Origin of the sequence: Novosphingobium sp. PP1Y, from assembly GCF_000253255.1 — a bacterium.
Taxonomy (GTDB): Bacteria; Pseudomonadota; Alphaproteobacteria; order Sphingomonadales; family Sphingomonadaceae; genus Novosphingobium.
This window is the reverse complement of sequence record NC_015579.1, coordinates 124,884-137,139: the sequence shown is the minus strand read 5'-3', so window position 1 is coordinate 137,139 and position 12,256 is coordinate 124,884. Positions and strand designations below refer to the sequence as shown.

The following is a 12,256-nucleotide window of genomic DNA, read 5'->3' as shown; positions in this document are numbered from 1 at the left end:
GGATACTGGACCGCAATGCCAAAAGAGCAGTGCTCACACCTCAGGGCCAGGCCGCAACCGGAAGGCGGAATGGTGCGCCCAGCCTGTTGAAAGCGTTCATCGCTGCAATGGCGATCGTCAGGTCGACCAGGTCTTTCGGCTCGAAGGCTTCAGCTGCCGCGGCATAGGCCTCGTCGGAAGCATGTGTCTCGCTCACGCGCGTGACTTCCTCCGCCCATGCGAGCGCTGCGCGATACTGGTCGGGGAACAGATGCGGGACCTCGCTCCACACCGGAAGCAGCGCGACCTTGTCGATCGGCATGGTCTTGAGAAGATCGCGGGTGTGCAGATCGATACAGTGAGCGCACCCGTTTATCTGTGAAACCCTCAGGAAGACGAGGTGGATCAGCTCTTCCGGAAGGGCTGTGCCATCGGTAATGTAATGGTGGACGCCGTAAAGTGCCTTGGCCCCTGCGGGGGCTAGTTCGGACCAATTCAAGCGCTTCATCTGATCTTCCTTCTTTCGTCGAGCCGGGATGGCGGCATCATGCATGACGAGCGAAGGGCATCGGATGTGACATCGCGCCTGGAAAAACCGGCAAGCGAGAGGATTGCGGGGGAAGAGGCCGGCCTGCCCCGGGGTACAGAAAGTCGGCGCCTGAATGACTGACTACCCACCGCCGGGACCAATTCGTGCAAAGCGCAATATCGGTACGCCGATGATGAAAATGACCATCGCTTTGTCCGCCGGGGAGCGCATACCTAGACCGCAAGGCGCTTTCGATGCTTGTCGATTGCGGCCGTGACTTCTCCCGAAAAGGGTAGATGCGCCTTTTCTTGATCCCAAAGCGCGTCAAATTGCTCGACGGTCTCTTTGACTGTCGAGATGACGAGGTGGGTGGGCAGCCGCGCCTTGTCCGCGATCGTTTCCAGTTCGCGGTAGGTGAACGACTCCCATTCGCGCGAGCGATGGAATTTGAGAGCGGAATCCTCCCCGGGGATATAAGCGACCGTCGACAGGAGGTCGTAGGCGGGGGCGAGGATTGGTCGGCGCCGGTCGGGATAGATCAGCGACCAGTTCTTCAAATGCATGTCGCCATTGCCGATCAGCACGGAATAGGTGAGACGGCGGACAAACTCGACGGCGCTGGCTTCGTCTGTCTCGATCGCGAGCACCGACAGGATTTGGCGATAGCTGGCGTTCTCGTATTTGTCGTCGGCGTACACGCCATAGACCTGGGCAAAGTCCTCGACGTGGATTGCACCCTCCTCGCTTCGATCGAAGCGGCGTATAGCGTAGGCCGACGCCCCGTATCGGGTGATCCCATCGGGCAATCCTTCAATCGTATCCAGCGGCACGAGATCGATATCAGGGACATCGATCCCGAGTTTGGAAGCCAGACTCATGGCCGCGAATTCGTTCTCGGGAACGTCGGGATGTCTGGCTGAGGGCAGTTTGACGATCCAGTCGCCGCCTGTGCCGTTCACCGGAATGGTGAGGCCGGCATTCTTGCCCTTGTTCTTCAATGCCGAGAATTTGAGTTGGACGCCCGCGAGTGAGAAGCGAAGGGCATGCCTGGCCTGCCCTGCAATGCTACCATCCTCAACATCGTCGGACAGCCCATCTTGTGCATCGACGGGAACGGCCTGGACCGCTCCCGGCAAGTCCCCGCCAAGTTGAGTGAGTAGCGGGTACTCGCGCACCGCTTTGACGCCAGCGCGGCGCGCAAGATAGTCGCGCAAGGTGCCTTCGGGCAGAAGGTTGGAGAAGAATGGCTCGATCCGGGTCTGATAGGCACGCGGCGTATTGACGATGCCGCCATAGGGGTCACGGTAGGCGAGCGAGAGAACTGGGCGATCCTCGTCTGCGAGGTAGGCATCGTCGAAGGTGAAGATGCTGCGATCTCCATCGAGACGCGCGAGCGTTCCGATCCGGCGGTCATGCAAGAGTATGTCGAGCGCGGCTGCGTCGATCATTCGTCATCCTCCTCCAGTCGGTATGCGGGAAGCTGACGCTGTGTCTCTATGAATGGGGTACGCACTTGAATCTGGCGGAAGTGCCTGAGTGACGAAGTTGCCTCCTCAAGCTGCTTTGCCAGTTGGGCCGCACTTCCCGGCGCATCGATCAGGGATTTGAGTCGTCTTGAAGGTTGGAAGGCTTCGTCCAGAGCCTTCAGTTGGGCAGCATCGAATTGCAGCCTGGGAATGTTGCGGATCTCATTCTGATATCCTTCAACCTGCGAGAGCTCGGGAAAGCTACCCTTGATGCGTTCGGCAAGCTGCGCTTGCTCATTGAGCAGGTTCAGCGCGCGACTGGTTTCGACTGGCGTACCGTGGACGCGCACAGCGCCCTCCACAGCGGGCAGGGCCTTGCGGGGGATAAGCTTGACCTCAAGGCCGAGTGCGCGCGCGATTTCGACAAGGCTGGAAAGTTGGAGATCCACCGCGCCCTTCTCTATCTTGGAGATATGGCTTTGAGGCAGGCCGACACGCTGCCCCAGTTCCTTCTGGGTCATTGCCTTTGCCTTCCGTGCCGCGCGAATGCTGGCGGCTATCTCGTCAATTCCAGCGCTCATTCATCTGCTTTTGCATATACTGAATAGGAAATATATGCCATTGCATATCATCTGGCTGACTCTTTGATCAAACAAAATATGCTTTGGCATATACACCATACTTAGCATATGTAGTAACATATATTCTGGCGCATCTGCAGGGGCACTGCCCTGAGACCGCGGATTTCCTCCAGATTCGTACCTCATGCGGCCTATCGAAAGTGTCTTGTGCCAATCTTTGGCTTGGGCACCGTCGCGCCATCGTGAAGCCGGTCCAACGCGTCAGACCAGAATTGCATAATCGCGACGCGCTCATCCCGGCATTCTCCGCACGTGTCGCTGCCTGGGCTCAATTGACCCGTTTACGGAAATGAGATGGCGCAAGAATCAAAGACCTGAAGCGCACCATTCGACTTTTCGGAACATCCACGGCCCGCCTCAGGTTGTTACAAACATACCCGCCCAAAACGCGGAGGAAACCATGAGAAACCTGCTTTTTGGCGCCACTGCCCTGGCACCCGTCCTGGCCGTTCCCGCCGCGGCACAAGCAAACGAACCGTCGCCCTGCCCGGATCCGCCCCCACCAGTCGTCCTCCCAGATAACGAGCCCTCGCAAGAGAGCGATCGCATCTCGGTCAGCATGGGTGCCAGCGTGGTGACCGAGTACATCTCGCGCGGCGTGATGTTTGCAAAAGAGGTGAGCCTGCAGCCCAGCGTTACCGTTTCGCTGGATCTGGTAGATGATAACGGAGGGCTGGTCACCGATGCCAGTGTCTTTGCCGGCAGCTGGACGAGCATCAAGCTCGGATCGGTACCGCCTGGCCCGGCCGGAAGCCTCAACCGCTTTTTCGAGACCGACCTCTATGCCGGCGCCGCCGTCCAGCTGGCCGACAGATGGAACATCTCTGCCACCTACTATCGCTATGAATCGCTCAGCGATTCCTTCGAGGGATACAACGATCTCGAATTGATCGTAGGATACGACGATTCAGGGGCTTGGGATAGCCTACCGCTGGATAACTTCAGGCTGTCGCCCTCGCTACGACTGGTGCAAGAGGCTGGGCGCCCGGGGCGAAAGGACGCGCTCTATATCGAGCCATCGCTGACACCTTCCTTCGATGCAGAGATCGCCGGCGTACCCCTCAACGTGGCCATTCCCCTCATGATCGGCCTGTCCGACGAGTACTATGATGGTATCGATGGCGGCAAGGAAACCTTCGGCTTCTTCCGCACCGGCCTTCTACTTTCCGGCCAACCCGCGCCAGAGAGCCTCCCTGGACTTACCATTAGCGCAGGTGCCGACCTGTGGGTTCCGAACAGCGCCGTTGCCAGCGGCATCGACCGATACGACCTTGTCGGCCGAATGGGCATCAACTGGGGCTTCTGACTTACGGAACGCGGGTCGGGCGCTCCGTTGCGAATGACGGAGCCACGCTTCACGCATACGGTCGACACAAACTCGCAGATAGGTTTGACGCGTGGATGCGCCAATCACGGCACGGTTTGTCCGACGTCGACGGTCGGAAAGCGTCACCGCAGAGGTGGCGGGGAGACAGCCGAGCAAGCGCTCGAGGGGGCTGCTGTTCATTGGCCATGGCGGTACGCTGTCTTTCCGCTATCCGCCTGAGCGATTTGCCCGCATAGCGGTTCAGCCGGACAAGAATTGACGGGCGATCGTTCGAGACCGCTACTGCCCGCTAATTTCGTAGTGGATCGGCTTGAAGGTTCCGCCATTTGAGGCATAGGCCGAGCAGGCCGTTAGGCCAATCACGCAATCCTGCGCTGCGCGAAGGCGGATGAAATCGCCGGCCTTACTCGTCGGAGGCAGGACCTCCAATCGTCCGCCAGGACTGACAGGCACGTTCATGAAAAGGTTGAAGGCGACGGGGATAGCATCGGGCTCGACCCCGTAGGGTGCCAGCGCCTCCGCCAGATTGCCGAAGCAGCCGCGATGGACCGGTTTTTCCGGATAGAAATGTCGGAAGGTCGCCTCGCTGCATGGCGTGAGCAGGAAGTCGTGGCAGCCCGCCGTGTCCTCGATGATTTCCAGCAACACCCGCGAGCGGTTCGACCAGATACGATTGCCAGTGGTCAGCCTGATAGTCTCTTCGTAATCGAACGTGCGGCCATTGGATACCACCTCACGCGCGTCCTCCGCCGCGAAGGCAAGGAGATCGGCCACTTGGCAGCCGAGGACATCGGTGACGGTGAGCACCTGTCCGACCTTCAGTGGGAACGCGGTACCGCTGCGCGGCGCGATGACTTGCGGCCCACTCATTCGCGTGGATCGCGGAACGGGCAGGCCCAATCGGCGTCTACCATCCGGCCGCTATACTGGCGCGCTTCACTGGCCTCTCCGTGGCGAGCAAGCATCGGGTTGATTGATCCGGCAATCGCCGCGTCGCGCTCAAGGATTCTCTCTCGCATGCGTTCGTATTTTCCTTCCTCCCGCAGACGCTCGAATTGGTCGTGCAGGTTGAAAACCAACGCGGGGCGGCGGAAGCGCCGCGCCGGACGGGAAGCGTTTGGATGCAGGCCGACGACGAAAAAGGCGCTGCCGCCGAAACTCAGCGAAAAATGGGGATCGGCCGGGTCTGGGCTTACGCCCTCATCATAGGGCTGGCCGAGCCAGGCATCCTTGTCCGCAAATGACTGGATACGCTCCCACATTGCCGACTCAAACTGCGTCTCGGTCAAGTCGAGAGGACCTTCGAAGACCACGGCAAGGCTCCGCAGCCCTTCTGGCCCCTCACGATAGTCTCGGCTCCAGGCAAGAAGTTCGCGGTGGATCGCGACGTCATTCCATGCGCTCGTCAGATCGCGCGCAGGCAGAACTTTCAAAGAGCCCTTCGCCAATGCCGACTTCGCGCCGACACAAGGAAAGGCGGAATCCTGAATTTGTGCTCGAAATTCCTCTTCCAATGACAGGGTTGCCATATTGTTCTCGTCCTCTTGTCGCCCCTCGGCATGCCCGAGGTTGCGACCCACAAAGATGATCACCATCACGGCGAGCACGATAGCGTCGGTTATGATGACCGCTCGGGCTTGCGCCGCAAACTTGGTTTTTCGGTTCTCGGCACTGTCTTAACCATCATCCGCGATCGACATACCCACCTGCATGCAAATCGCTGCCGCCACCAAGGGTAATTCGGCGGCCACGAGAAGAGGCAGCGCCAAACCATATCGGATGAATGTCATGTGCGTACTCCGTTGCAATGTCGGAGAACTCACTTGGCACGGTCCGCGTTACCATCACCGGGTGCCAAGCGGATGATCTCCTTTCTGGACCGAACAACGAAACAGAACGCTGCAAGTTTCGCAGAAAATGTCTAACCTGAAGCAAGTAAGTCCGCTTCCAGGATTCATGCTTCAATACATACGGCCCCTCGACCGCCGCCTTCGCACCGCTTTCGGCCGCTTGTGTTTTGAACAACGTGTGGAGAAACACGATAGGTACAGGTCCGGCTTGGAGCCGCTCTGTGGGGAAAGCAGTTGTTCGCGCGGCGCCGGCTGCCGACCTACTCCGGCCGTCCGCGCACCAATACGGGAAGACTCCCGGCTGCATCCAGGCCGCTCCTTTTCGCCAGATCGCCGCCCAGGATCGACGCTACATGCTCGTCGAAGCCCACAGCGGGCGCGACGATCACACGCGGGACCATCGGCAGATTACCGTTGGCGCAGGAAAGTCATTGTCAGAGTTGCTTATCAGACTGGTGTTACGTGAGCTAACTGTTGGTTAACCATCACTGCCATACATTACGTGTAACATCGGGGGATGTGCAATGGACCAACGCAAACACGAACGCTTTGTAGTTGAGCGCAAGATTGAATGCTTTGTCGATGATAGATGTCATGAGGTTTCCCTCTACGACCTTTGTTCTGGCGGGTGCATGATCCAGGCTTTGCGGGTTCCGCTAAAGGTCGAGACCATCGTCGATCTCAAGCTGAACCATTTCATCGAGGTGAACGGCCAGATTGTCTGGAAGGCTGGGGCGAGCGCTGGAGTGCGCTTCGGCCAAAAACTTCATGAAGCGGCTGTCAGGTATCTCGGCTTTATGCCGCGACACCAGACTTTCGAGGCGTTGGCGCCGCGTGACCGGTTTGGCCGATTGCTGCCGCCATTGCCACAAATGGGATCGGGATATTGATGTCGCAGCTCCAAAGCCCGGGCATCGTTCCAAGAGATCTGCACAGATGGCAGGGCGCCGCGGCTCTGGGATCGCATCAGGAGCGATCGCGGCTGCAATCTTCAACGCAGTAACGCACGGGCCACAGCATGAGGTGACCGGCGATTTGAGGAAATGTCGCCTCTCGCCCATGCAGCGCCGAACTCTTCAAATCAGATTCGCAGCATTGTTTGCGCCACATCGGAATTTCCATCTGTGTTCAACACCTTATACTCAAGTATAGCTCTTTGCGCAAACTCACCTGAATAGTGAAATGAACGAAAAATCACATTTTATTCATTATTGTCGGTCAATTTATTACCCGGTGATTCGGGAGAATTGCAATGGACGAGCGTGAACACGAGCGTTTTATCATTGACCGTGAAGTCGAATGCTTTGTCGGTGAGCGAAGACATGAGGTCTTTGTCTACGATCTGTCTGCCGGAGGCTGCATGATCGAGGCTCCCCATCTTGAACTTGAGGGCGGAACGCTCATTTATCTACGGCTGAACCATTTCATCGAAGCGCAAGGCAGGGTCGTATGGCTCGCAAAGGGGCACGCTGGCGTGCGTTTCGATGAGAGGCTCGCTGATGTTGAGGTCCGACATCTGGGCTTCACGCCGCGCCAAGAACCCTTCGAGACCATCGCGCCTTGCGACCGGCTTGGTCGGCCATTGCCCGCATACCAACAATATTAAGCCTCGACCGCGCAGATACTGCACTCAGCTCTTTGTGCAAAGCCCAAAGGCCCGGAGGGTCTTCGCCCGGGGAAGCAGCGAAGAAGTCCGGGCCTGCGGAACTGGGATCAAATAACGGATTGATCCCTTGAGGGCATCGATGTTTACCGTCACCGGTGAACTTACTCAATAGGCAAAGCGTCGATCTTAACCGCCGCAACATCGCGTTGCATTAGCAGCAATGCCTATTCTCAAGTTGCCCGTACTATAGCCGTCCCAAACCAACCGATTTTCGCGTCCCAGGATGAAGGGGGCAATCGGCAGAGACGTTCCAGCTCACGTCATTCAAACGCGTTTGTCCTTCGATGAATGGAGGGCCGCTTTCAAAGAACTCACCGGGGCCCGAAACTTCTGCTCCGCCGGCGCCTCTTGTAGATGCCTGAACCGATTCAGACATCGAGGATAGCCTAAGCGATAGCGCAGTCAGCGAGATCGTAGAGGTCAGGCTGTCCATCAGCAAGCGCGCATTGGGGTACTTTATTCCCTTCCAAGACCAATTGATTGTTGCGCTTATCTTCCTTGCGCGACAATATAGCCAATGCGGAAATGATTCTCTTGGGAGCAAGCGTAGTTAGCAACTGCGCGGAGGGAGGAATTGGTGCCGCTATATAAGCTGATCCTGCTTGAGACCGACAATGACCCCGAAGAGGTCATTACGTTCGAGGCTGCAGATTCGGTTGCTGCGCTAGTTAAGGCGCACAAGGAAAGTCCCAATAGGTCTGCCGAATTGTGGTGTGGCGACAATAGGCTCTGCCAGCTTCGGCGCAAGCCAGTCTCTGAAGAAGCCCTCTGGGCCGTCTTGAGCACAATTGCCTGATCACCCCGTCGATAAAGAAAGCGGCCCAAGTTCGGGTCGCCTTCCCGAAGGCCTCGCCCTGCGGAAATGAAAAGGACGAACCTTCTGGTTTCGATGTAATCGAAACTTATTCATTAAACGCACAACACCACCACTTTGTTCCCAAGTTCATGACAAGTCATAAGAAATGCTGCACTGCACAATTTTGTTGTGCAGTGCAGCGTGATTGCATATATGGAATCACATCCAAGGCTCGACAGAGCCGAGATAGCGAGAGGAAATCTTGAATGGCGCGAGTGGCAATCGTCACCGGTGGAACACGCGGAATTGGCAAGGCAATCGCACTTAGGCTGAAGGAAAGAGGTCTGACTGTAGTCGCCAACTATGCGGGCAATGAAACTGCAGCCCAGACCTTCACAAAGGAAACGGACATCCCGGCATTCAAATGGGATGTGGGAAATCATGATGCTTGTCTCGAAGGCTGCGCGCGCGTTGAAGCCGAAGTCGGCCCGATCGATGTCTTGGTGAACAACGCAGGAATAACCCGCGACGGTACGCTCCACAGAATGAGCTGGGATGATTGGAGCGAAGTCATCCGAATCAATCTGGGCGGTTGCTTCAACATGGCCAAGGCGACATTTCCCGGCATGCGAGAGCGGCGCTGGGGGCGCGTGATCAATATTGGTTCGGTCAATGGTCAAGCTGGGCAATATGGCCAGGTCAATTATGCCGCAGCCAAATCTGGGATTCACGGCTTCACAAAGGCGCTCGCCCAGGAAGGGGCGAAGTTTGGTGTAACAGCCAATGCAATTGCGCCTGGATATGTCGATACGGACATGGTCGCAGCCGTCCCCGATACGGTGCTGGAGAAGATCGTTTCCAACATTCCTGTTGGACGCCTGGGCCACGCCGACGAAATTGCCCGTGGGGTCGCCTTTCTTGCTTCAGATAACGCTGCCTTCATCACCGGCTCGACCCTGTCGATCAACGGCGGTCAGCATATGTACTGACCCCTGGCCACTGCGCTTGGGCACGCATGCTCATTCAGCGGCGAATATGCTGCACTGCAGCAATCGTCATCACTTTCGACCTCTATTTATCCAATCGCGAGGCACAAGAGGTGACTGATTGCAACTTCCACAGGAAGGCCGAATTTTTACTACGGAGAGAGAAGAAAATATGGATACTACGACTAAAACGAGTGCCGAGAAGATTCCCTTCGACGCAATCAGCGACAAGGCCAAGACTGCCATCGACAAAGGGGCGTCAGCGTTTGGGGCTTACGGCGAAATCGCGAAGGCGAACGTCAGCGCACTTTGGGAGGCGGGAAAGATCTTTGCCGATGGCCTGCAGAAGCTTGGAACCTCTTACTCTGAAGACAATCGAGCCAGCTTCGAAAATCTTTCAGAAGGTCTGAAGAGCTTGGCCGCTGCCACGTCCCCGGCAGAATTCTACAAGCTGCAGAGTGAGCTTTTGCGCCGCAATGTAGAAACTGCGATCGCGCTTGGCACGAAAAACAATGATGCCCTTGTGAAGCTCACCAAGGCTGCAGCTGCCCCTCTTGCAAAGCAGGCCGATGTGAACGTGCGAGCCCTTCAGAAGATTGCCTAGGGGCTCATTCCAGGAACAAATTTAGGCTCCCCCGGATCTGCTCAACACCTTAGCCGCGCAGATCCGGGGTATTTTTCCATTCTTTCTGCCACCTCAATTCTGTGCCGGCGTACTCTCGGGCTATGCGGTGATCCTTCCCACAAACCCTGCATCCATTCCGGAATCGGAAGCGAAGAAGGCAACCTTGTCACCCCGTTCCGGTCGTCACGCACGACAACCGATAAGTAATGTGGGGCAGGTTTTGAGGACCCCGGATCTTACGTTGGCCGGCAAACATGTCCCAGACGTCGTCGTTCTTGCCCGTCAGCTTTGTCAGTCCAAGGCGAAAGCTCCATCAGAGGATCTCGGCTCATGCACGAGCGTGCTTCGCGGGCGGGTCGCTCGGTTGCGACGTTGAGTCATATTCATAGGCATTGAGCGAAGGGATTTCCCATGTCCACCGCATGCCCGATCATCCAGATTGTTTCAGCGATCCCGTGGCTTGCCCGGACAGCCGACCAACCTTCGATGATTCCTGATCACTTTCAGCCGTGCCATCGCCAGACAACTGCCAGGCGCAGCCCAACGCAACAGCGCCTGCCAAAGCGTGGACCCAGAAGGCGGAAGCGCTGGAAGGCCCAAAGCCGACAATCGTCGGTGCCATCAGCGTTCCAAACCCCGCCAGCATCAAAAGCCCGGTGAACCAGGATTCGTTCTGCCTTACGGCAGCCATCACAAAAAATCCGGCTGCGCATGTCCAAGAGCTCCAGGTGGCTGACTGGTTCGCATCGAACCCCAACAGGTGAGGGGCAAGAGCCAACCCAGTCCCACTCGCGACGAGCGCCCAACACATCGCCCGAAATTGTGAAACATAACGTGCTTGCATATCCATCCTCCACCCTTCCCTTCTCGGGAATTTTCAAGAGCGGCTATTTCGGATGATTGTCCGCTAATTCGTGGCTGAATTGGAAGGATCCGCGCCGGGCTCATCGAGCGAACGCAGTGCGCTGAAAACTTCGTCGACGCCAAATGGCCTGCTGATCCCCTTTGGCTTGCGCAAGGCTGGCTGGTCTTTCACTGCCGAGCGATCAGATGCCCACGAGGCCAGGATTGCGCGCTTTACCTCCGGTTCAAGACTGGGATGACGCGCGACGTCGAATGGATGAAGAAACCGAGAAATTGGCCGCGACATGGCTATCCTCCTTTCGTTCTTGCCGCTTCTGACTCGATATCTAGCTTTCGGCTGCAAGGAATTTTGGGATTTTCCATTTCGGCGTCAAGAGGGTTTTGGCACTCTGCCCACATGAGTGCCAAGGAGCTTTTCAACCCCCGTTTCAAAGGCGAAATTATCTTCTCCAAGTCCTTATGGAGTCCTGCCCGGAGGCAGGGGCTACAGCGTGTCAGCTACTGGAGCGGTCATTCAAGACCGGAATCCTGCGAACTTGTTGCTTCGCATCAGTCTGCGGCATAGTCACTGTCAGGACCCCACCATTGAAGTTGGCTTCGCAGTCATCCTCTTCCTATCAAGAACGGCCAGGAAGTGGCTTGCCGCCCGCCACTTGCGCGGCGGTGTCGGCAAGCCCATTTTTAATCAGCGCTAAACCGCTTCCGGTTCTTGGGCCTTGGATGCCGTAATTTTGCCTTGGACCGGCTCGCTTGCACCGATATCGATCTTGCGCGGCTTCATGGCTTCAGGAACGCGCCGCTTCAGTGAGATGCTGAGCAGGCCGTTCTCGAAGTTGGCCGACGTCACTTCAACAAAGTCCGCAAGCTGGAAGCGACGCTCGAAGTCGCGCGTCGCAATGCCGTGGTGCAGAAATTCGCCCTGCTCTCGGGCATCTGCCTGCCTGCCGGTAATGGTCAGCTGGTGCTGCTGCGCGACGACATCGATTTCATCACGGTGGTAACCAGCGAGGGCAAGGTCGACCCGATAGCTGTCCTCTCCCTCCTTCACGAGGTTGAAGGGCGGATAATCGCTTACATCCGAGCGCGTGGGGCTGTCTAACAAATCGAACAGACGATCGAAGCCCACCGTGGAGCGGCGATAGGGTGTAAAGTCAAAGTTCGTTCTCATTTCCAAATCCTCCAATGAGCAATCTGAGCATGAGATGCGCCGGGATGAGAGCCAGCGCCCTCTGTGTCCAACCGGACCCGCAAATCGGCATCCGGTACTTCAAGATTTGGGATCGGCAATACCCGGTTCAAGAGCAGAATTGAAACACGCCTAGCGGCGCTGAGCGAATTTCCGCACCGGGGATCCCCTCGCGACGACTTGAGCGCAGGTCTGCGGACGCCAGCATTCAAACGCCGCGTGTTTATCGCATACACCGTAAATGGAACGGTCGTAACATTGCAGCGAATTATCAATGCATCCCGCGATCTGGCGCCGGTTCTTCAAAACCCATGAGGTGATCGGCGGTCATCGCTGCAAGT

14 protein-coding genes are annotated in these 12,256 nt (G+C 57.1%); 6 read left to right on the top strand and 8 right to left on the bottom strand.

Features of this window, described 5'->3' with window-relative positions; all coding sequences use genetic code 11:
- Window positions 1-40: 40 nt before the first annotated feature.
- The 3 genes from PP1Y_RS00880 to PP1Y_RS00870 form a co-directional block, all read right to left on the bottom strand.
- Window positions 41-487, bottom strand: a complete 447-nt coding sequence (locus PP1Y_RS00880; protein WP_013831410.1) for a carboxymuconolactone decarboxylase family protein — start codon at window positions 485-487, stop codon at window positions 41-43.
- Between the two features lie 254 nt (window positions 488-741).
- Window positions 742-1,956, bottom strand: a complete 1,215-nt coding sequence (locus tag PP1Y_RS00875; RefSeq protein ID WP_013831409.1) for a type II toxin-antitoxin system HipA family toxin — start codon at window positions 1,954-1,956, stop codon at window positions 742-744.
- Window positions 1,953-2,495, bottom strand: a complete 543-nt coding sequence (locus tag PP1Y_RS00870) for a helix-turn-helix domain-containing protein (RefSeq protein WP_232512206.1) — start codon at window positions 2,493-2,495, stop codon at window positions 1,953-1,955. The genes PP1Y_RS00875 and PP1Y_RS00870 overlap by 4 nt, the downstream gene beginning before the upstream one ends.
- A gap of 520 nt (window positions 2,496-3,015) precedes the next feature.
- Between PP1Y_RS00870 and PP1Y_RS00865 the strand changes: the two genes are divergently transcribed.
- Window positions 3,016-3,921 carry a hypothetical protein gene (locus tag PP1Y_RS00865; RefSeq protein WP_148274762.1) on the top strand — a complete coding sequence of 302 codons (906 nt, stop codon included), beginning with the start codon at window positions 3,016-3,018 and terminating at the stop codon, window positions 3,919-3,921.
- A gap of 300 nt (window positions 3,922-4,221) precedes the next feature.
- On the opposite strand, the gene PP1Y_RS00860 is transcribed toward PP1Y_RS00865, so the two are convergent.
- Entirely contained in the window at window positions 4,222-4,812 is a 591-nt protein-coding gene (locus PP1Y_RS00860; RefSeq protein ID WP_013831405.1) for a DUF1989 domain-containing protein, read from the bottom strand.
- On the bottom strand, window positions 4,809-5,471 hold the full coding sequence (gene gntA / locus PP1Y_RS00855; protein WP_013831404.1) for a guanitoxin biosynthesis heme-dependent pre-guanitoxin N-hydroxylase GntA: 663 nt from the start codon (window positions 5,469-5,471) through the stop codon (window positions 4,809-4,811). The genes PP1Y_RS00860 and gntA overlap by 4 nt, the downstream gene beginning before the upstream one ends.
- 845 nt (window positions 5,472-6,316) lie before the next feature.
- On the opposite strand from gntA, the gene PP1Y_RS00850 reads away from it, so the two are divergent.
- From PP1Y_RS00850 to PP1Y_RS00830, 4 genes are all read left to right on the top strand, one after another.
- On the top strand, window positions 6,317-6,682 hold the full coding sequence (locus PP1Y_RS00850; RefSeq protein WP_013831402.1) for a PilZ domain-containing protein: 366 nt from the start codon (window positions 6,317-6,319) through the stop codon (window positions 6,680-6,682).
- A 362-nt stretch (window positions 6,683-7,044) separates the two neighbouring features.
- A complete protein-coding gene (locus PP1Y_RS00845; RefSeq protein WP_013831400.1) occupies window positions 7,045-7,398 on the top strand; it encodes a PilZ domain-containing protein in 354 nt (117 codons plus the stop codon).
- Between the two features lie 1,122 nt (window positions 7,399-8,520).
- Window positions 8,521-9,243: an acetoacetyl-CoA reductase gene (gene phbB, locus PP1Y_RS00835; protein WP_013831398.1), complete on the top strand. Its 723-nt coding sequence runs from the start codon at window positions 8,521-8,523 to the stop codon at window positions 9,241-9,243.
- A 169-nt stretch (window positions 9,244-9,412) separates the two neighbouring features.
- Entirely contained in the window at window positions 9,413-9,844 is a 432-nt protein-coding gene (locus PP1Y_RS00830; RefSeq protein ID WP_013831397.1) for a phasin family protein, read from the top strand.
- A gap of 451 nt (window positions 9,845-10,295) precedes the next feature.
- Here the strand turns inward: PP1Y_RS00830 and PP1Y_RS00825 are convergent, their stop codons facing one another.
- From PP1Y_RS00825 to PP1Y_RS00815, 3 genes are all read right to left on the bottom strand, one after another.
- The gene (locus PP1Y_RS00825) at window positions 10,296-10,715 is read right to left on the bottom strand and encodes an SPW repeat protein (protein ID WP_148274761.1); all 420 of its coding nucleotides are present in this window, start codon (window positions 10,713-10,715) and stop codon (window positions 10,296-10,298) included.
- 57 nt (window positions 10,716-10,772) lie between these two features.
- A complete protein-coding gene (locus PP1Y_RS26235; RefSeq protein WP_041558037.1) occupies window positions 10,773-11,015 on the bottom strand; it encodes a hypothetical protein in 243 nt (80 codons plus the stop codon).
- Window positions 11,016-11,420: 405 nt separating this feature from the next.
- The gene (locus tag PP1Y_RS00815) at window positions 11,421-11,897 is read right to left on the bottom strand and encodes an Hsp20 family protein (RefSeq protein ID WP_013831394.1); all 477 of its coding nucleotides are present in this window, start codon (window positions 11,895-11,897) and stop codon (window positions 11,421-11,423) included.
- A gap of 63 nt (window positions 11,898-11,960) precedes the next feature.
- Between PP1Y_RS00815 and PP1Y_RS25045 the strand changes: the two genes are divergently transcribed.
- Window positions 11,961-12,230: a type II toxin-antitoxin system RelE/ParE family toxin gene (locus tag PP1Y_RS25045; RefSeq protein WP_013831393.1), complete on the top strand. Its 270-nt coding sequence runs from the start codon at window positions 11,961-11,963 to the stop codon at window positions 12,228-12,230.
- Window positions 12,231-12,256: the final 26 nt, after the last annotated feature.

Excerpts from the sequence above, each read along its gene's own strand:
- PP1Y_RS00880 (WP_013831410.1), bottom strand. The coding sequence starts at position 487 with ATGAAGCGCTTGAATTGGTCCGAACTAGCCCCCGCAGGGGCCAAGGCA.
- PP1Y_RS00875 (WP_013831409.1), bottom strand. The coding sequence starts at position 1,956 with ATGATCGACGCAGCCGCGCTCGACATACTCTTGCATGACCGCCGGATC.
- PP1Y_RS00870 (WP_232512206.1), bottom strand. The coding sequence starts at position 2,495 with ATGACCCAGAAGGAACTGGGGCAGCGTGTCGGCCTGCCTCAAAGCCAT.
- PP1Y_RS00865 (WP_148274762.1), top strand. The coding sequence starts at position 3,016 with ATGAGAAACCTGCTTTTTGGCGCCACTGCCCTGGCACCCGTCCTGGCC.
- PP1Y_RS00860 (WP_013831405.1), bottom strand. The coding sequence starts at position 4,812 with ATGAGTGGGCCGCAAGTCATCGCGCCGCGCAGCGGTACCGCGTTCCCA.
- gntA (WP_013831404.1), bottom strand. The coding sequence starts at position 5,471 with ATGGCAACCCTGTCATTGGAAGAGGAATTTCGAGCACAAATTCAGGAT.
- PP1Y_RS00850 (WP_013831402.1), top strand. The coding sequence starts at position 6,317 with ATGGACCAACGCAAACACGAACGCTTTGTAGTTGAGCGCAAGATTGAA.
- PP1Y_RS00845 (WP_013831400.1), top strand. The coding sequence starts at position 7,045 with ATGGACGAGCGTGAACACGAGCGTTTTATCATTGACCGTGAAGTCGAA.
- phbB (WP_013831398.1), top strand. The coding sequence starts at position 8,521 with ATGGCGCGAGTGGCAATCGTCACCGGTGGAACACGCGGAATTGGCAAG.
- PP1Y_RS00830 (WP_013831397.1), top strand. The coding sequence starts at position 9,413 with ATGGATACTACGACTAAAACGAGTGCCGAGAAGATTCCCTTCGACGCA.
- PP1Y_RS00825 (WP_148274761.1), bottom strand. The coding sequence starts at position 10,715 with ATGGATATGCAAGCACGTTATGTTTCACAATTTCGGGCGATGTGTTGG.
- PP1Y_RS26235 (WP_041558037.1), bottom strand. The coding sequence starts at position 11,015 with ATGTCGCGGCCAATTTCTCGGTTTCTTCATCCATTCGACGTCGCGCGT.
- PP1Y_RS00815 (WP_013831394.1), bottom strand. The coding sequence starts at position 11,897 with ATGAGAACGAACTTTGACTTTACACCCTATCGCCGCTCCACGGTGGGC.